The organism is Pseudoalteromonas sp. S327 (assembly GCF_005886415.1).
Taxonomy (GTDB): domain Bacteria; phylum Pseudomonadota; class Gammaproteobacteria; order Enterobacterales; family Alteromonadaceae; genus Pseudoalteromonas; species Pseudoalteromonas atlantica.
Genome location: NZ_PNDP01000020.1, coordinates 1 through 19,477, shown reverse-complemented (window position 1 = coordinate 19,477; position 19,477 = coordinate 1). Strand labels below are relative to the sequence as shown.

The window sequence follows — 19,477 nt, the reverse complement described above, 5'->3', positions numbered from 1 at the left end:
ATACACATAAAAAAGCGAGTAAATAAAAATCTACTCGCTTTAAAATTTTGACAGCTTACAGCTTACAGCTTACAGCTTACAGCTTACAGCTTACAGCTCAACCATCACTCGTAATCGTATCAATCAGCTCATCAAGCACCGCTTCGGCTTTGCTGGTTTCTACTTGGCAGGTACCGGCGTTTAAGTGGCCGCCACCGCCGTATTTAAGGCATAACTCGCCCACATTGGTGTTTGAGCTGCGGTTGGTGATTGATTTACCTATGGCAAATACTACGTTTTGTTTTTTAAGGCCCCACATTTTGTGAATTGATATATTGCAGTCGGGGTACATGGCGTAAATAACAAAGCGGTTGGTGGCGTAAATAATTTCTTCTTGAGTTAAATCTAGCACCACGAGGTTTTTATGCACGGTTGCGCATTGTGCTATTTGCTCTTTGGCCTTTTCGTTATGCTCGTTATAAAGCGCAACACGTTCGGCTACGTCTTCCATTTTTAAAATGTCTTCAATGCTTTGATCTTTACAGGCATCAATTAGCTTCATCATTAATTGGTAGTTTGAAATTTTAAACTCGCGGAATCGGCCAAGGCCTGTGCGTGCATCCATGATAAAGTTCATTAATACCCAGTCTGTTGGGTTGAGTATTTCGTCTTTTGAGAACTGCGCAGCATCGCCTTTATCTACGGCTTCCATCATGTCTGTGCTGATGTTTGGAAATTTTTCTGCGCCGCCATAATAATCATAAACAACGCGTGCAGCAGAAGGAGCTTTAGGGTCAATTACATGGTTTTTAATATCGCTTGCGTTACGTACGGTTTCGCTTAAGTGATGGTCAAATGCAATGTGACAGCCAGCAACGTAGGGTAGGTTAGTGGTAATGTCGTTTGCAGTTATGTCTATTTTGCCATCTTGCATGTCTTTTGGGTGTACAAATAAAATGTCATCAATTAGGTCTAAGTCTTTGAGCAGTACGGCACATACTAAGCCATCAAAATCGCTGCGGGTGACTAGTCTAAATTTATTATTGGGCATAGCTTTTCCATCTTGTTGTGATTGAGTAATCAAATAAGTGTAACAGCTAAAATAATTTTTGAGAGGTTATAGCAATCGAATTAAAAATTTAGTCACACTAACGTACTAAATAAAGCGTAAACGGCGTTATAAATTTTTAAGTAGAACATATGCCTATCGAAAATTAGGCCTTTGTTATTACTCTGTTTATCTGTTGCTATCAATACCTCATAATTTAATACAATGGGTATTAGCGTTAAAAAAGCGCATAAAAAAGCCAAAACGACTGTTTTGGCTTTTTGTTAGCAAGTATGTATTTGTTTTATTACTGTATAAAAGTTAAGCGCCTGGTCCGCATTCCATACAGCTGTTAATAATATCTGGGCCAAATTTAAGTCTGGCATTTAAATCGCGTAGGGCAGTGCGTAAACCTTCTTCAATTACTGGGTGGTAAAATGGCATATCCAGCATTTCTGGTACTGTCATTTTGTTTTGCACAGCCCATGCTAATAAATGAGCAAGGTGTTCGGCTTGTGGACCAATAAATTCTGCACCTAAAAATAAGCCTGTGCCTTGCTCTGCGTAAACGCGCATGTGGCCTTTATTTTTAAGCATTACTCGGCTGCGGCCTTGGTTTTCAAAGCTCACTTCGCCTACTTCAAAGCAACCACATTCACCTAGGCGGTCTGTAATTTGTTTGTAGCTTTCGCCTACCATTGCTATTTGTGGGTCACTAAACACTGCGGCAATTTTAGCGCGGCGAAGGCCGATGCGTACATCGGGGAAGCGCCCAGCATTTTGTCCGGCAATGGTGCCTTGATCAGATGCTTCGTGTAGCAGAGGGATCATATTGCTGGCATCGCCCGCTATAAATATATTTGAGTTACTACATTGCATTGTGTGCGGGTCGGCGTGTGGCACACCGCGCTCATCAAGCTCTATGCCGGTATTCTCTAAACCTAGCTTGTCTACATTGGGTACTCGGCCTGTGGCTGCAAGTACGTAGTCAAATTGCTCGGTGTGTTTAGCACCGTCTTTATCGGTGTAAGTAAGCTGGGCTTTATCGCCAACTTGCATCATGTCAGATACGTTTGAGTCGGTATCTACAAAAAATTCTTCAGCAAAAACAGTGTTTGCATAGTCTTTAATTACTGGGTCGGTAAGTGGGCCAATTGCGCCGCCAACACCAAATAATTTTACGTTTACGCCTAAGCGGCTAAGTGCTTGGCCAATTTCTAGGCCTATTACGCCTGGGCCAAATACAGCCACTGACTCTGGTAGGTCGTCCCAGTTAAATACATCGTCGTTTATAATAAGTTTGTCGCCAAAGTTATTAAACACGCCAGGGTATGATGGGCGCGAACCCGTAGCAATAACAAAACGTTTAGCAGTTATAATGATGTCATCGTCAATTTGTACGCGGTTGGCGTCTAAAAACTTGGCGTAGCCACGAATTTTATCTTCATCAGGAATGTCGTCTACGGCTTCTACTACGAATCCTGCAAAGCGGTCTCGTTCGCTTTTAACACGTGCCATAACTGCTTTGCCGTCTATTCTTGGCTTTGAGCTATGTACACCAAATGCAGGTGCCATTTCAATTGAATGCGCGGCTTCGGCTGCGGCAATAAGTAATTTACTTGGCATACAACCAACGCGTGCACAGGTAGTACCGTACGAGCCTGATTCAATCATTAAAACGTTAGGGGTGAATTGTTTTGCGTTACGGTATGCGCTTAAGCCTGCAGTACCTGCACCTATAACAACAACATCGGTTTGTAATTCTTTCATAGTGGTTTCCTTTATTATTTTCAATCTGAGCGATGAGATTGATATAGAGGGGCGCGTACGCCCCTGCTATTTTTTTTACTTAATTAAGCAAAGTATTTTTCTAAATCGTCTGAGCCGCCAATGTGTTGTCCACCAATAAATATTTGTGGAACAGTGTCACGGCCAGAAATTGCTTTAAGGCTTGTTAATGTAGCGCCTGCACCCATAACAACTTCTTCAAATGCGTAGCCTTTTTCTGTTAGTAGCTCTTTTGCTTTTTTACAGAAAGGGCAACCAGGCTTAGTAAATACGGTTACTGGCTCTGGCTTAGTTTGTTTTGGGTTGATGTAGTCAAGCATTGTGTCTGCATCAGAAACTTCAAACGGGTCGCCTGGTAAATCTGGTTCGATGAACATTTTGTCGATAACGCCATCTTTAACTAGCATAGAGTATCTCCAGCTGCGCTTACCAAAGCCTAAATCGTTTTTATCTACTAACATGCCCATGCCGTCAGTAAATTCGCCGTTGCCATCAGGTAATAATGTGATGTTTTGCGCTTCTTGATGCTCTGCCCATGCGTTCATTACAAATGTATCGTTTACTGATACACATACAATTTCATCAACGCCATTTTGCTTAAGTACACCGGCTAACTCGTTGTAGCGTGGTAAGTGAGTTGATGAACAGGTTGGTGTAAATGCGCCCGGTAGTGAAAACACAACAACAGTTCTGCCTGTAAAAATTTCGTCTGTGGTTACTGATTTCCATTCGTCGTTTTGACGTGTTGCAAATGTAACGCTTGGGATTGTTTGACCTTCAATATTCTTTAACATAGTTTGTTCCTCTTGATTTGTTGGAGCCATTATGGCGAGAATTTAAATATAGTTCCAATCGTTTGTTTGTATTAAACTAATAGGTATAGCCTATCAGGTGGAGATGAATTTGAACTTAAAAGATTTAGAGTATGTAAAAGCAATAGCGCACCACAAGCATTTTCGCAAAGCGGCCGATGCCTGTTTTGTTAGCCAGCCTACACTAAGTGGGCAAGTAAAAAAGCTTGAGCAAGAGCTTAATGTTGTTTTATTTGACCGCTCAACTAAGCAAGTTACATTAACAGCGCAAGGTGAACGTTTGTTGACACAAATAAACGTTATTTTAGAGCAAACAGAAATCTTAAAAGAGCTGGCGGCTACTTCAAACGGGCCGCTACAAGGTAAGCTAAGAATTGGTATTATTCCTACTATTGCGCCGTACTTACTCAGCGCTTTACTGACCTCTATGAAAGCGGCATTTAGCGAGAGCCATTTTTCGTTTATAGAAATGCAAACAGCGACTATGCTAGAGGCGCTTGATAACGGCGAGCTCGACTTTGCAATTTTGGCCGATGTTCCCGAGCTTAAAAACTACCATACGGTTAACGTGTACAAAGAAGACTTTATGGTCGCTGTTTCAACCGATAATCCGTTATCTAAGCGTAAAAAAGTAGCGCTAAGCGATTTACAAAGTTGTAGCCTATTAATGTTAAGTGATGGCCATTGCTTTAAAGATCAAGCCCAAAAGTTTTGTTTTGCTGCGGGAGTGGATGTGTCAAACCAATATCAGGGCAATAGTTTAGAGACTTTATTGGCGCTGGTGGCGATAGATGACGGGGTGACATTTGTGCCCAAGCTTGCGTGTACACAGCGTGTAGGGATTGATTATTTAGCTATTTTTCCTAATCAGCAACGTAATGTGGTATTTGCTTGCAGAAAACACTACCCGCGTTTGGCGGGCGTTGAGCAATTAGCCCAGTGGTTGGCAGAGCACCCAAATTTAAAGCGGGCGCTTATTTAGCGTTCTTGGCTTGCAACCTCTACCACATCGTTTATTTGTACCCCAGGCAAAGGCTTATCGTTAAGGCTTACAGCAATGGCGCTTTGTTTATAAAGTTGCTCAACCACAATGGTGTTAAGCGTGGTAATGGTATGCGGCATAGTATTGCCTTGTGCATCAGTTAAGTAGTTATGGTGCGCAATGCTTAATAGCTGGCCTTTTTTAAGGCCATGATCTTTGCCTAGGTTTATCACCAATTTATTGTTTTCCATGTGCATTATTTTTCCTTTAGTAGGAAAACACGCCATAGCCGCTTGTATATCGTAACTGACCGTTTGATTTATATCGCTAATACTTTGCCCAAAAGGTGATTGCCAAAACCTATCACCATTTACATCAACTATGGCTGTTTTTTCAAATGGCCATACAGCTTGGGTATGATAGCTGTTTTGCCATAATTGTTCGTACGTGGTGCCATCAAACAACATAAACTCAATAGCGTAGCTGCGCTGGTAGGTTTCGTCTTGCCAAAAGGCGTAGTCGTTGTTGAGTTTATCGCTTGGCGCTAAATTGGTTATTTGGCTTAATAAAACATATTGCGCGTTGCTTCTGGCTGAAAGCTCTTCTAGTTGTGCATTTGAGTAGTCGTGCTGCTGATTAAAGTAATTCTCTACATTAATTGCTTTATTGTAGTAAGCAACGGGCAGGGCGCTCATTTTTGTGCTTTGCAAAGCGCTAAATAACTTTTTACTAATGGCTTTATTTACGTCAAATATTTGACCCATTAAGGCATGTTCACGATGAACAAGCTGGCTTTGGGTTACAGCAACAAATTTATTAAAGCTACTTTGTGGGCATTGCTCTGTTTGGGCAAATACATCAAGCCTAAGCGTAATGGCAAATTGTTGATTTTGGCGTTGCTCGCTCACCAGCTCTATTTTTTGTATTTCGCCGTGGCTACTAATTTTTAGCTGATCTTGCGTTAGCACGCCATCTACCAAGGTTTGTACCGAGCTAACCCGGGCGCCAGAAAACACTAATGCTTGTGTAATTGCATCTTTAATCGCGGCTGATTTAGCGCTGCTTATGTCGCCATTTTGTATTTGTGCATGGCCGGTAGATTCAAACCATTGTGCGTAAGTACTGGCAGAAAACGTTAATAATGCAGCGCTAGTAACACCTGCAAATAGTGATGATAAAAACGTGTTCATACTGGTACTCCACATAAAATTAGTTAATTACGCTTTAGCTAAGCAAGGACTGCACCAATATGAGGACTTTATAATAAATGGCATTAAACCTGCATTTATTTGCGCAATTAGTTTAAAGGGTGCAAATAAATGCGTGCAATTATATTACTTACTTTAGCAGGCCTTGGTCTTGCCGGTTGCAGCAACGTGTTTGATAAACATGTTGAGTACAAATATGTAGAGCCAAATAATTATCCCATACTTAAAGCGGTTGGTTATGCACCTATTAGCTTGCAGCAAGGGGCTAATAAATCACAAAAGCAATTAATGGCAATTAAGGCCTCTAAGCTTGAGGCGTACCGTGAACTGACTGAGCAAGTTTATGGGCAAAAAATTACAGCGGGCACGTCTGTAGCAGGTGCTATTGCTCAAAACGATTACATGGAAAGTAAAGTGCAGGGCATAATTAAAGGTGCGCAAATTATTAAAACTTACTCAGTTGACGATGTATACGTTACCGAGCTTGAGCTAAACATGAAGCGCGTGCACGACTTATATATAGGTGAAATTAAGCCGCGTGAAGTTAAAAAAGTGACCTACTACTAAGTAACTGGCCAGTACTTTAAATAGTAAAGCTACATTAAGATGCTATTTTAACGGCTGGTTTTAGCGTTAAGCGCGTGGAATATACTCGTACAGCAATACATAACTTTGCTATTTACGGGAGCGTTTTTCTGTAAGTCTAGGGTTTGATAAATCAGCTTTAAATACAACGATGGTTCAATACGTTAGTTAATGTATTAAGCAATGTTGAAATGACCGAGTTAAAATTTAAATCTAGTAAAAAAACACATACAAAATATCTCATCCTTTTATATTGAGTGCTATGCTGTTGTTACGAATAATATTTGAACAAGTAGTGTAGCGTTTGGTGTATGTTTTTAATTTTTCTTTTTTTGGGCTGTGAATGACACTTAGGCCCACTCTTTCCTCAAATAAGATATTTTTTTGGTGCAAAAGCAATTTGCGCTATTTACTGCTATTTTTTTTACTTTCAAGCGGCGTGTTTGCGAGCCGTTTAACTATTCAATTTAATACCTTTATAGAATTAATGGGGCAAAAATATGGCCCTGCGCGAGTCACTGTGGCGCGTAATTGGCAAACTATGTTGGTGCGCACCCAAAATAAACCAGAACAACAACAAATTTTAATTGTTAACGACTTTTTTGCACGCAATCTTCGATACCAAACCGATATACAGCTTTGGAAGCAAAACGACTATTGGGCTACGCCATTAGAAACCCTTGGCCGTGGTTTAGGTGATTGTGAAGATTATGCCATTGCTAAATACATTAGTTTACGCGCCTTAGGCGTAAGCGACGACAAGCTTAGGCTTATATATGTAAAAGCTAAGCTTGCTGGTACAAACAAAACACAAGCACACATGGTATTAGGCTACTTTGCTACGCCTAATGCTCAGCCGCTTATTTTAGATAGTTTAATAACAAAAGTGTTACCTGCAGCAAAACGCGTTGATTTAAGCCCGGTATTTAGCTTTAACAGCCAAGGTTTATGGGCAAATAACTCGACCAAAAGTGTAGCCAGCCCGACAGCAAGGCTATCGCGTTGGCGTAAAATTTTGGAGCAGACATCACAAGAAGGGGTTATGTGGTAATGGCGTCATTTTCCTTATTTAAGTTTTTCAAAAAAAGAAAAATCACTCTTAGGCAAGAGCTGTGGATCACCTTGCTGGTGGTGATTTTTGTTGGCTTTATAAGTAGCGTGTTAATAAGTACTAACTCTGCTAGAGACTATTTTTCTACGCAGCTGTATTTAAAAAATGTTGATAATGCTAGCTCTTTGGCGCTGATGATTAGTCAGCTTGAAAAAGACCCTGTAGAGCTTGAGCTGTTAGTGTCGGCCACTTTTGATACCGGCCACTACAAACGTATAGAACTGCAAGACCCAAATGGTGAGGTTATTGTAAAGCGCGTATTTACCGACACGTTAGAAAATACCGCACCAGCTTGGTTTAGAGCGGTATATGGGCTTAATGTACAGCCAGGTGTAGGGCAGGTTAACAACGGTTGGCAGCAATTTGGCACTTTATTTGTTGAAAGCCACAGCCAATATGCTGAGCAAGCATTGTGGGAAAGCGCCCTTAAACTGTTTTTTAGCTTTTTAGTGGTGGCCTTTTTTGCCTGTGCCATAAGTGCGTATTTATTACGTAGAATTTTAACGCCACTTGATGATGTGGTGTATCAAGCAAACGCCTTTGGCGATAAGCGTTTTATTAAATCAAAAGTGCCAAAAACCTTTGAGTTTGCGCGCCTTGTGCAGTCGATGAATTTATTATCGACACGGTTTAGCCGCATTATAAAAGAAGATAATAAACGCTTAGAGGAGTTGCGTTTTAAAGCCCAGCACGATGAGCTAACAGGGCTTGCCAATCGAGAGTATTTTAGTGCCACATTAGAGGCTCATTTACAAAAAGTGAAAGATCATGCTCATGGTGCTTTGTTTTTATTTAGGGTGGTTAATTTAGATAAAATAAGTGAATCGATTAGCCGTGTAGAAATGGTTAACTTTTTACGCCGTTTTTCTCAGGTGTTAACACAGTTTTTAGAGTCGAATCAGGCGCACTTTTCAGAAAACTATATTGCGCGTATATCACATACCGACTTTACTGTGTTGTTTAGCGATACTGATGATATTCAGGCGCTTAGCGAGCAAATAACCGCATTGCATAAATCGATTGTTGATGAATACAAAAATATTGATTTGGCCATTGTACACAGTTGTACCTACATTGAGAAAAACGACATCCGCTTTGATTTATTACGCCGTGTAGATGGTTTATTAAAAACAGCAGGTAACAAACCTGGAGTGCAAGCAAAAGTCATTGATAACAAACAAAAGAGTGAAATTTTTGATGACTCTACTGGCTGGCAAAAGGCTATTGAGGATGCGCTTGAGCAAAAAACTATACAGTTAAATTGTTTAGAGGTTATGGGTTTTAACGACACCTTGTTACAGCACCAGCTTAGTTTAAGTTTAGAATTTGGCGGCCAACATTATAAATCAAGCTACTACTATCAATGGGCTAATCGCTTAAACCTATTAGCGCGTTTGGATTGGAGTTTAATCAAGCAAATTGTTAAACAGTACGGTGAAGCGCCGCCAAATGAATTGATTGCTGTAGAGCTTTCGGCGCAAACATTAATGGATGATACCGCGCTTGCCTCGGTATTAACCTATGTATCTGCCTTTCCTGATTTGGCAAAAAATATATGTTTTGATATACGCGAAAACATTGTCGTAAACGAAAAGGATATATTTAAGGAATTTTGTGAGCAGGTGCGTTGTATGGGCGCTAAAGTGGCACTTAAACGTGTGGGACCTGAATTTACTAAGATTAAGAACATTCAAGAATTTGGCTTAGAAATGCTTAAAATAGACAGCATTTACGCGCATAACATTAGTTACAGCCAAGACAATCAAACCTTCTTACGCGGTGTTTGCACATTAGCACATTCTATTGGTATTAAAGTGGTCGCACAGGGCGTAACAAGCCAAGACGATATAGATACACTGGTTAATCTTGGCTTTGATGGAGTTATTAAAGAGTCGTAAAGCGACTCTTTAATTAAAGGGGAGTGGTTTAATAATGGCGGTGAATAGGTAAATGCAATTCAGTATTTAACCTATAAGCCTTTGTTTATTAGGTTAACTATAACTGGCGAAGGTTTTATTATTTCAGCTTAAGCTAGTTACCTTTAACTGCTAACATAAGTTGTATACGGTCGCGCACTTTTAACTTAGTGAAAATTGAGCTCATGTGCTCTTTAATTGTCCGCTCTGTAATATTTAGTGACTCAGCGGCTTGTTTATTGGTTGCCCCTGTTATAACTATATCAACAACTTGGCGTTCGCGTTTAGTTAAGCTTTGAATATCGCAGGCTTGGGTGTAATTTATTTGCTGCTGACTTAGTGCCCCAACAATATTAGATAGTAGCTGCCCAGGTAACCACAGGCCGCCTGAGCAAATAGTCTCAAGTACCTGTTGTAATATTACTTTAGATGCAAGTGCTTCTACATAGCCTCTTGCGCCCGCTTGCAGGGCTGCTCTAAGTTCCTCTATTTCTAGATTTGTGGTCATTACAATAACTGGCAAGCGTTTTTGGGCATATTTTTTTACCAGTTCAAGCCATCCCGAAGTGCCCGCCAGAACCCATATAATACTTGATGCATTAATTTGTTTTGGTTCTTTGGTGCATATTACACAACCTGCAAACGCACTTCGCCAGTGGCTCGATTCAAGTTCGGGTTGTGTAATAAATATACTTTGGCGCATTAATTTACTCCAATAAATTCAGTTTAGCGTTCTGTCATTGCTTGCGATGTAGCTCTGAGTACGGGTTTAAGTAAATATTCCAAGACGGTTTTTTTACCAGTAATAATATCCACTTGTGTGGTCATTCCTGGAATTATAGTCAACTCTTCTGAAAAGTTATTTTTAGTGGTTTTTAATTGCACTAAATAAAAAGTATTTTCTCTGTCGTCGGTAATTGTATCTGCACTTATATGCAGTACCTCGGCTTCTAGTCCGCCGTATACCGCAAAATCATAGGCGCTAAATTTAATCATGGCGGGCTGCCCAGGGCGTAAAAAGGCAATATCTTTCGGCGGTATTTTTGCCTCAACAATAAGTTGATCATCTAAAGGGACTATTTCTAAAACATCACTGCCGGGTTGTAAAATGCCGCCTACGGTATTAACCAATAAACGTTGTACCGTGCCTTTAACCGGTGATTTGATCTCAGTTTGGGCCACTTTGTCGGCAAGCCCTGATTCGGTTTCTTTTATCGACTCTAAACGCAGCAATGCCTCCGAAAGCTCGTTGTTCCAGCGGTTGATCATCGCAAGTTCCACTTCTGTTACTTTGTTTTTAGCTTCGTTGATAGCCGATAAACTGCGGTTAATCACTGCTTTAGTGCGGTTTATTTCGCCGTTTAAATCAACTATTTCACGTTCTAACCTAATGATGTCTATATCAGATACAGCACCGGTTCTTAACAGTGGGCGTGTTACTTGCAGCTCACGATTACTTAGCCTTAGAGCGCTAGTGTGTTGTTGCAAAGCGGCTTTTGCTTCAATGTGATCTTGTCTGCGTTGTTCTAGCTGGCGTTTATGAATTGCCACTTGCTGCTCTAATTCTTGACGATTACTTAAATATATTGAGCGCTCATGAGCGACCGCCTCGGGTACTTGCTTAACAAGCTCATCAGGAAAAACGAGATCTTCTTTTCTGGTAAGGGCTTGTAACCTGGCTACTTTTGCAGTGAGTGATTGCACTTTAGATTGGTTTTCTCTAAAGCTTGAAATAAACCGAGTAGGGTCAATTTTTATTAATACGTCACCTTCTTCAACAATTTGCCCTTCTCGAATGTTTATTTTTTCTACCATACCGCCATCGTAAGATTGCACTAACTGTAATTTATTTGATGGGATAACGCGTCCTTCACCACGGGCTACCTCATCAAGTGGCGCAAAGCCCGCCCAAATTGTAAGCAAAATAAATGCAATGCAAATGAGGTATAACAAAAAACGTGCGCTGGCAGGCTCTTGTTGCATTTTTTCCCACTGCGCATCGACTACCCAATCTTGTGATTCAGGAGGCGAAAGCCAGCCTTTAAATAAGCGATTAAAGATTGAAGGCTTACCTTTTTTACGTGCTTCTATTGCTTTACTTACCGATTCAAAAGAGCGCTGCTCTAGTGGCTTTTTATTGTCACTCATGATGCTTGCTCCACTGTTTGGTTATTCAGTGCGGCAATTACTTTTTGTTTAGGCCCATCGGCAACTATTTTTCCGTTATCGAGCACGATGATGCGATCAACCAACGAAAGTAAAGACGACCGGTGAGTAACTACAATTAAGGTTTTGTCTTGGGTGGCGGTTTTTAAATTTTGAATAATTTTATTTTCACTATTGTGATCAAGCGATGAGGTAGGCTCATCTAACAGCATGATAGGAGGGTCGTTTATTAATGCACGCGCGATACCAATTGCTTGTTTTTGGCCGCCAGATAGCAAGCGACCTTGCTCACCAACTTGTAGGTCAAACCCATCGGGGTGAGAGTTTATTAACTCGAATAACTGGCTTTTTTCGCATGCGCTAATTATTTGCTCATCTTTAGCATGCCATGCGCTAATAGTGAGGTTGTCTTTTAAACTACCAAAAAACAACGCTATATTTTGGGGTACGTACCCTATGTTATGACGAAGTTCTGCGGGGTCTATTTGTTGTATATTGTTGTTATCGACCATTACGGAGCCTGCGGTTGGGTCGTAAAGGCCTAAAATAAGTTTTTCGAGGGTGCTTTTACCCGAACCATTGCGCCCTAAAATAGCCACTTTTTCGCCCGCTTTTATTTTAAAGCTAATATTACTAAGCGCATCGGCCGCGTCGTCTTCATACTTAAAGCATACGTCTTTAAATTCTATTTCGCCGTTTAATACGGGGTGGCTTAACCAATGTTTATTTGGCGGGCGCTCAACGTCTTTCTCCATTATTTCGTTAAGCGATTGCATAGCAATAGCGGCATGATGATATTGCGCAAGTACGGCGGCGCATTGCCCAAGCGGCCCCATTGCCCGCGATGAAAGTAAGTAAGCGGCTATTAATCCCCCTTGCGTGAGCTCGCCTTCAATAACTAAATGAACACCGATGATCATAATGATCACGCCAACACATTGTTGTATCCACGCTGCACTATTAGAGATTGAACTTGAGATTAAGCGACTTTGCGCATTAACCTGAGCAATATAAATAGTTGATTTTTCCCATGTTGATTGGGTTTTGCATTCGCTGTGAAAACTTTTTACATCTTCAATGTTGGTTAAGCTTTCTACAAGTATGGAGTTGCGCATTGAGCTTGCTTTCATGGTTTGCTCTGACAGCGCTTCAAGTTTTCTGTGGGCTGCTATGCCATAACTTAAAAGTATTAGGGCACCTGCGATAATGGGTAGGCTAAGCGGTACACCTATTATTGCAATAACAATTAGGTATATAGCAACAAAGGGTAAATCAACCAGCGCGACCAAGGTTATTGAACTAAAAAAGTTACGTACGGCTTCAAACGATTGTATGTTACTCGCAAATGACCCCGCTGATGAGGGCCTATTTTTAAGCTTCATACCAAGTACGCGCTCCATAATAACCGCAGATACTTTTACATCTATACGACTTGCCGCAAGCTCTACAAAGTAGCTGCGTACTAAGCGCAGTACAAAGTCGGCGGTCAGCGCTATTAAAATACCGATGGCTAAAACCCAGAGGGTTTCTGTTGCATGATTTGGAACTACGCGGTCATATACATTCATTACAAATAAAGGCATGGCAACAGACAAAACGCCTAATGCAATGGCGGAGATTATGACGTCTTTGTACAGTGCGCGGCATTCTTTTATTACGCCCCAAAACCAGCCGTCTTTAGAGAGCTTTTCAAGCACCGGGGAGCGCTCATCAAACATAAACTCTGGATGAGCATAAATAATTAAACCTGTTGATTTTTCAATTAACTGTTCTAGGTCTTCTTCTACAACAGACTCAGTTAGCTCGGGGTAAGTAACTTGCGCTGTTTGTTGTTGGTTATCAATAGCGGTTACCACGCACGCTTGGTTATTATTTAAAATAATAATGGCGGGTAATAAAGCAGTATTAATTTGATTAAGAGGCTTATTTACAACTTTTGATTTAAAGCCCACACGTTTTGCAGCACGTGCAAACCCTGAAGGCGTTAAGTTTCCATCTGTTAGTGGGAGGCCATTTAATAAGGCCTCCCTTGAAAAATCTTTATCATGAAAGCGGCACAATACTGCAAGGCAATCTACCAGTGCGCCGCCATGATCAAGTACATCATTTAATTCCATATACCATCCAATGTTATGTAAAACATTTTAAATTTATTTGTTTTAAGCACCTCTTAACTATCGGTAATAACCGCCTCAATACGGCGGTTTGCCGCATTAGCACGTACCGAAATTTCATTAACTCGTGGCTGATCAATACCATAACCAAATGATTGAACACGATTAGGCGCTATACCAAATTGCTCAATAAGTAATTGTGCTACGGCAAAGGCACGTTGCTCTGAAAGTTTGCGGTTGTATTTTCTATCGCCATCTAATGAGGCGTGACCTTGGATCTCTACCTTTTTGTCAGGGTTATTTTTTAAAAACTCCGCGAGCTTTTCTACCTCTTGCAAGTACTCTGGGCGCACTTGGCTTGAGTCGGCTGAAAAGGGAATGCCTATTTCAACTGAGTCGGTCGCTTGGTCATACAAAGTACACCCAGACAGGTCTACATTTGTTCCCGCTGGGGTGCTTGGGCAGGTGTCTTGCTCGTTAGGTACGCCGTCGTTATCGTCATCTGCAAAACTCGATGCGCTAGGAGTTTCTGGTGGCATTTCTAAATACCTAGGCATTGCTGTAACGCTCATGTAGGCGTTATCTTGCTTGGCTTTTTTTTGTAAAAAAGCTTTGCGTTTAAAGGTGGCAGCTACATCGTAACTTGGGCATATATTTTGTGCGTTATGCACGATTGGGTCATCTGTTAACTCTGTTAATGTTGGGTACTTGTCAGACATAACATTTAGAGCTGGCAATAGTTTACCCATTTCGTTAAGCATAGTTAAAATGGCTGTTTGTCTATCGTATTGAGCAACAATGTACGAGCGGTTAGATTGAAATGCTTCGTTTTCAGCGTCAAGTACATCAAGCAAGGTGCGTTGGCCAATATCAAATTGGTCTCGGTAGGCTATTTTTACTCTGTTTGACGAGTTTTTATAGCTTTCAAGCGTGGGTAGCTTTTGCTCTATATTGTTCACATTATGATAGGCAATTTGTAGGCTTTGACGAATATCAACACAAGCTTGATCGCGTTGATACTTGGCAATATTTACATCTTGGTATGCTTGTTCAAGGTTGGCGCTATCTAGGCCCCCGTTGTACAGGTTATAGGTTATGTCTATACCTACCCGTGCTTCGGTTCTTGTTTCGTTTAAACCTAGCTCGTCTCTGTCTTGTGTGCCGTAACGGGCGGATAAGTCTACGTTTGGATGAAACGCTGCCTTTTGTGCCTGAGCATTGGCTTCTTGCGCCTCTATATTATAAAGCGATGCGTAAAAAGCAGGGCTGTTTTTATAGGCTATATCAAGCGCTTGGTTAATAGAAATGGGCACGTTTTGCTCATCTAATTTGGCTTGTTTTATATCATTAACGGGTAGCTCGCCAACAACTCTTAAATAACGCGCGGTTACATCGTGCAGGTTAGCGTACTCGGTTAGCACATTAGATTGCGCTAGCGATAAGCGCCCGCTAATTTGCTCTAGATCTGCTGCTCGGGCAACACCGGCTCCTACACTTTGTTCAATTTGTTGGTATACAGACTCGTGTTCTTGCAGGTTTTCTTCAGCGAGTGTCACAAGTTCTTTAAATTTTTGCACATCTAAAAATGCAATAGATGCATCTAATGCAGTTTGCTCTGTTTGTGAGAGTAATTCAAAATACCGAATGAGCTGAATACGCTCAAACCTTTCAACGGTGTTAGATGTTCTAAACCCGTCGTAAAGCATTTGAGTAACACTAAGCTCTGCAGTGTTGCGGTTGTATTCGTCTTCTATACCGTAGTTTCGGCGCTCATAACCTGCGCTGGCAGATACATCAACGCTAGGTAAGTAGCCTGAGCGGGCTGCATCTACGCCATAAATTGAGGATTTAAATGTATGCCATGCTTGTTGTACCTCTGGATTATTTTCAATTGCTTTACTGGTGACGTATGTAAGCGGTGCCACAGAGCTGTCATCGGCTTTTACCACGTTAGTTGCGCCAAGCGCACTTAGCGTTAAACCTATAAGCAGCTTTCCTTTTTGCTTTAGTAAAGTATTTTTTGTAATCATTTCTTCCTCTTAGGGGTTACTTGGGCTATCAATACCTACCCTATGGTTTAGTCAATAAATTCATTTTTCGCAAATAATCGTTTTGGCTAGCATAAAATTTATTATCTACCACTTTTTTATTTTTAATGTTTTTTTAAAAACTGTACTTGAGTACAGTATCTAATGCGTTTTGCTGTTCTACATTTTAATTAATAGTTTTTAATTCTTATGTTTGAGGTAAGTAAAATGGAATCTAATCAATTATTAGTAATAGACTTAAAAGGGTCTGCTGGTGTTGTTTTAGAAGATGGCACAATTAAGCCACTTGAAGTGGGCGATACTATTACTGTGGGCGATTTAGTGGTTACCGCCGATAATTCATCGCTAACAATTGATGTGCAAGGAGAAACACTGTCGATTCCTGCTAATCAAAACGTAAAGATCACCCCTGATTTATTAGCACAAGAAACCCGCGATAGCAGCGAAACCACAGTGTTTGACGAAAGCCTAGATGCGGCCATTGCAAGCTTAGAACAAACAGATAATAACGATGGCCAAACGGCGGCTAATTCTGATGTTACTGACTTTTTAGATGCCTTAGAGGGCGATGGTGATATTTTAGATAATTTAGAAGCAACGGCCGCAGGTGGTGCTGGTGGTGCGGGCTCTGGTGGAGGAAGCTCATTTGTTCAGCTTACACGTATTGCGGAGGGAGTTAACCCTAATAGCGTTGCATTTGATTCAAGCTTTGATCCTGATTCTACAGAAGCGCTAAATATTCGCGACACCTCTGATGGGGTAGTTCCTGATGATGGCACCGCGTCTGTATCATTAAATGAGGTAGGTTTAACTAATTCATCTCAGCCAACAATTAGTGGTACAAGTGAAAACTTAGTGGGTGAAACAGTGAATATTACTGTGACAGATGAAAATGGTAACTCTCAAGTAGTAAGTGCGGTTATTGGCCCTGATGGCACGTTTGAAATTACATTGCCTAACCCGATAGCCGATGGACCCGTGAGCGTAGTTGTAGAAGCCACCGATCCAGATGGTAATGCGTTTAACGATGCTATTTCTATTGAAATAGACACCACCGCGCCAGTAATTAATATTGACCCTGTTGCAGACTCTGCATCTCAAACAGTAACGGTTACGGGGTCGGTAGCGGGTTTGAATACTGGCGACAACGTCTCTGTAACTCTTACCGATAGCACAGGCACACAACAAACAATTGTTACACAAGTTGATGCACAAGGTAATTGGAGTATTACCACTACATCGCCTTTAGCAGAAGGGGAGTTTAATGTTAACGCAGTAGCAGTTGATGCCGCTGGTAACCAAGCAATTGACCAAGCTGTTGCGAGTATTGATTTAACCGCTCCAGAAATTACAGTTACAGTAGCGGGTGAAACTAATAATGCTACGCCGCCATTAACCGGTACTACAACCGGTGTGCCACAAGGTACTGAAGTAACAATCACAGTAACCGACAGTGCAGGCGAAGTGCAGCTTTTAACAGCCATTACCGATGAAGATGGTAGTTGGGCTGTTGATGTGGGTGTGGCACTACCAGAAGGTGACTTTACTGTTGATGCGCAGGTGAGTGATAGCGTAGGCAACCAAGCACTTGCAAGTGATGTTGGAGTTATTGACTTAACGGCGCCAATTGTAGAAATTAATGCGATTGCCGATACGCAAGATACAACCCCAATTATTACTGGCTCTGCGCAAGATGTGCCAGCAGGCTCGGTAATTACCGTGGTTATTACTGATATTAATGGGCAAGTTCAAACGCTGTTAACGCAAACAAATGATGATGGCAGCTGGTCTGTAAGTGTTTCTACACCTTTAGCACAAGGTGAGTTTGAAGTTAATGCAACCGTGACCGACACTGCAGGTAATGAAGCACAAGCTGTAGAGCAAGGGTTAGTTGATTTAACTAGTCCTGAGATAACGGTTACGGCCATTGCAGACACTAATGACACAACGCCTACTTTTGTAGGCCGTGTTGAAGGGGCACCAGAGGGCTCTTTAATTACTGTTTTAGTAACCGATAGCGACGGTAATATACAAACCTTAACCACGACACTTGAGGCTGATGGCACGTGGAGTGTTGAATCGCCCAACGCTATTCCTGGCGGAGAGTTTAGTGTTACCGCGACAGTGAGTGACCCTGCGGGTAACGAAGCATCCGCGCAAACAAGTGGTGAAGTTACATTTGCCCCTATTTCTATTCAAATTGACTCTATTGCAGATACAAATGATACCACGCCATTTTTAAGTGGTAATACCGGTAACGTGCCTGCTGGTACCACTATAACCCTAACGATTACCGCAAGTGATGGCAGTACTTTTAATCTTTTAGCGGTCACGCAAGAAGATGGTTCTTGGAGCGCTCAAGTTACAGAGCCTCTGCCTGAAGGGGATTTTACCGTAGTTGCAGCCGTTATAGACGATGCGGGTAATGAGGCACAAGCAAGTACGGTCGGTAATGTAGATTTAACCGTAAGTATTAATTTTATTATTGATACTAATGATACCACTCCAACAATTAGCGGTACTACGCAAGATGTTGACGCAGGTGCGGTTGTTACTGTTACCTTTACAGGCAGCGATGGCGCAACAGAAACTGTGCAAGTAACCACAAATGCTGATGGGTCGTGGTCAATCGAAGCAACCGAGGAGTTGGTAGAGGGTCAATTTACGGTGGTTGCAACAGTAACCGATGCTGCTGGCAATACAGCCTCTGCTACTGAAGTAGGGGAAATTGATTTAACTGATCCTGCGATTACTATTAACCCAATTACAGATACAAACGATACAACACCGAGTGTGACAGGTAGCGTAGTAGATGTACCCCAAGGTACTGAGGTTACCTTATTAATAAGCGATAGTGACGGTAATCAACAAACTATTACAGCGGTTACTAATGCCGATGGAAGCTATAGCGCCGATATACTTAATGAGCTTAGCGAAGGTGACTTTACAGTTACTGCAAGTGTAAGTGACGAAGCAGGTAATAGCAGTACAGCGACGGTTACTGGCACCATAGATTTAACCGCACCTAGCGTAACTATAGATAATATTGGTGATACAAACGATACAACGCCTACTATAAGCGGCTCTACTCAAGGTTTAGCAGCGGGTAGTGTGGTTACAGTGATTGTGACTGATGATGCTGGCGCTGAGCAGCAATTTGTCACTGCTATAAATGGTGATGGCACATGGAGTATAGATGTCCCACAAGCATTAGCTGAGGGTGAGTTTAGTGTGGTGGCAAATGTAAGTGATAGTGCTGGTAATAGCGCGCAAGACTCACAAACTGGCACTATAGATTTAACCGCACCAACTATTAGTGTAAATGACTTTACTGACTCTAACGATTCAACACCTGTATTTAGTGGTACCACAACTGATGTAGAGCCAGGTAGCTTGATCACTGTATTAATAACAGACTCTAATGGTGATTCGCAAACCTTGACGGCAGTTGTCGCAGAAGATGGTTCTTGGCAAGTAGGTGCGACGACTGCAATTGCTGAGGGGGAGTTTACAATAACGGCCACAGCTACTGATGCAGCTGGAAATGAAGCCCCAGCCACAACTACAGGCGTCATAGATACCGCAGCGCCTACAGTAATAATTGATCCCGTGGGTGATACAAACGACACCACACCGACTATTTCAGGGTCTGCAACGGGCGAGCCAGAGGGCACCGTTGTTACGATCACCGTGACGGATGAAGCGGGTAACCCACAAAAC

Annotated in this window: 13 protein-coding genes; 5 read left to right on the top strand and 8 right to left on the bottom strand. The window is 41.7% G+C overall.

Annotated features, from left to right (window positions below):
- Positions 1 to 97: 97 nt before the first annotated feature.
- The 3 genes from CWB60_RS07800 to CWB60_RS07790 form a co-directional block, all read right to left on the bottom strand.
- On the bottom strand, positions 98 to 1,030 hold the full coding sequence (locus CWB60_RS07800; protein WP_138579907.1) for a DHH family phosphoesterase: 933 nt from the start codon (positions 1,028 to 1,030) through the stop codon (positions 98 to 100).
- 318 nt (positions 1,031 to 1,348) lie between these two features.
- Positions 1,349 to 2,797 carry a dihydrolipoyl dehydrogenase gene (locus CWB60_RS07795; RefSeq protein WP_138579906.1) on the bottom strand — a complete coding sequence of 483 codons (1,449 nt, stop codon included), beginning with the start codon at positions 2,795 to 2,797 and terminating at the stop codon, positions 1,349 to 1,351.
- 83 nt (positions 2,798 to 2,880) lie between these two features.
- Complete coding sequence (locus tag CWB60_RS07790; protein WP_138579905.1) at positions 2,881 to 3,609, bottom strand: glutathione peroxidase; 729 nt, start codon at positions 3,607 to 3,609, stop codon at positions 2,881 to 2,883.
- A gap of 109 nt (positions 3,610 to 3,718) precedes the next feature.
- Between CWB60_RS07790 and CWB60_RS07785 the strand changes: the two genes are divergently transcribed.
- Positions 3,719 to 4,609, top strand: a complete 891-nt coding sequence (locus CWB60_RS07785) for a LysR substrate-binding domain-containing protein (protein WP_171036133.1) — start codon at positions 3,719 to 3,721, stop codon at positions 4,607 to 4,609.
- On the opposite strand, the gene CWB60_RS07780 is transcribed toward CWB60_RS07785, so the two are convergent.
- On the bottom strand, positions 4,606 to 5,799 hold the full coding sequence (locus CWB60_RS07780; protein WP_138579903.1) for a flagellar assembly protein FlgT: 1,194 nt from the start codon (positions 5,797 to 5,799) through the stop codon (positions 4,606 to 4,608). The genes CWB60_RS07785 and CWB60_RS07780 overlap by 4 nt on opposite strands.
- Before the next feature lie 129 nt (positions 5,800 to 5,928).
- Between CWB60_RS07780 and CWB60_RS07775 the strand changes: the two genes are divergently transcribed.
- The 3 genes from CWB60_RS07775 (at position 5,929) to CWB60_RS07765 (ending at position 9,411) form a co-directional block, all read left to right on the top strand.
- Complete coding sequence (locus CWB60_RS07775; RefSeq protein ID WP_004589651.1) at positions 5,929 to 6,384, top strand: LPP20 family lipoprotein; 456 nt, start codon at positions 5,929 to 5,931, stop codon at positions 6,382 to 6,384.
- Positions 6,385 to 6,745: 361 nt separating this feature from the next.
- Entirely contained in the window at positions 6,746 to 7,453 is a 708-nt protein-coding gene (locus CWB60_RS07770; protein WP_138579902.1) for a transglutaminase-like cysteine peptidase, read from the top strand.
- A complete protein-coding gene (locus CWB60_RS07765) occupies positions 7,453 to 9,411 on the top strand; it encodes a bifunctional diguanylate cyclase/phosphodiesterase (RefSeq protein WP_138579901.1) in 1,959 nt (652 codons plus the stop codon). Before CWB60_RS07770 ends, CWB60_RS07765 begins: the two co-directional genes overlap by 1 nt.
- Before the next feature lie 133 nt (positions 9,412 to 9,544).
- Here the strand turns inward: CWB60_RS07765 and CWB60_RS07760 are convergent, their stop codons facing one another.
- Genes CWB60_RS07760 through CWB60_RS07745 form a run of 4 tightly spaced genes read right to left on the bottom strand, consistent with a single transcriptional unit; the run spans position 9,545 to position 15,739 of the window.
- The gene (locus tag CWB60_RS07760) at positions 9,545 to 10,132 is read right to left on the bottom strand and encodes a LuxR C-terminal-related transcriptional regulator (RefSeq protein ID WP_024033058.1); all 588 of its coding nucleotides are present in this window, start codon (positions 10,130 to 10,132) and stop codon (positions 9,545 to 9,547) included.
- Between the two features lie 23 nt (positions 10,133 to 10,155).
- Positions 10,156 to 11,577, bottom strand: coding sequence for an HlyD family type I secretion periplasmic adaptor subunit (locus tag CWB60_RS07755; protein ID WP_055252885.1), 1,422 nt, complete (start codon positions 11,575 to 11,577; stop codon positions 10,156 to 10,158).
- On the bottom strand, positions 11,574 to 13,712 hold the full coding sequence (locus tag CWB60_RS07750; RefSeq protein WP_138579900.1) for a type I secretion system permease/ATPase: 2,139 nt from the start codon (positions 13,710 to 13,712) through the stop codon (positions 11,574 to 11,576). Before CWB60_RS07750 ends, CWB60_RS07755 begins: the two co-directional genes overlap by 4 nt.
- A gap of 53 nt (positions 13,713 to 13,765) precedes the next feature.
- Positions 13,766 to 15,739 carry a TolC family outer membrane protein gene (locus tag CWB60_RS07745; protein ID WP_096041340.1) on the bottom strand — a complete coding sequence of 658 codons (1,974 nt, stop codon included), beginning with the start codon at positions 15,737 to 15,739 and terminating at the stop codon, positions 13,766 to 13,768.
- A gap of 225 nt (positions 15,740 to 15,964) precedes the next feature.
- On the opposite strand from CWB60_RS07745, the gene CWB60_RS07740 reads away from it, so the two are divergent.
- Positions 15,965 to 19,477: retention module-containing protein (locus CWB60_RS07740; RefSeq protein ID WP_171036132.1), on the top strand; the 3,513-nt coding region annotated here is incomplete at its 3' end.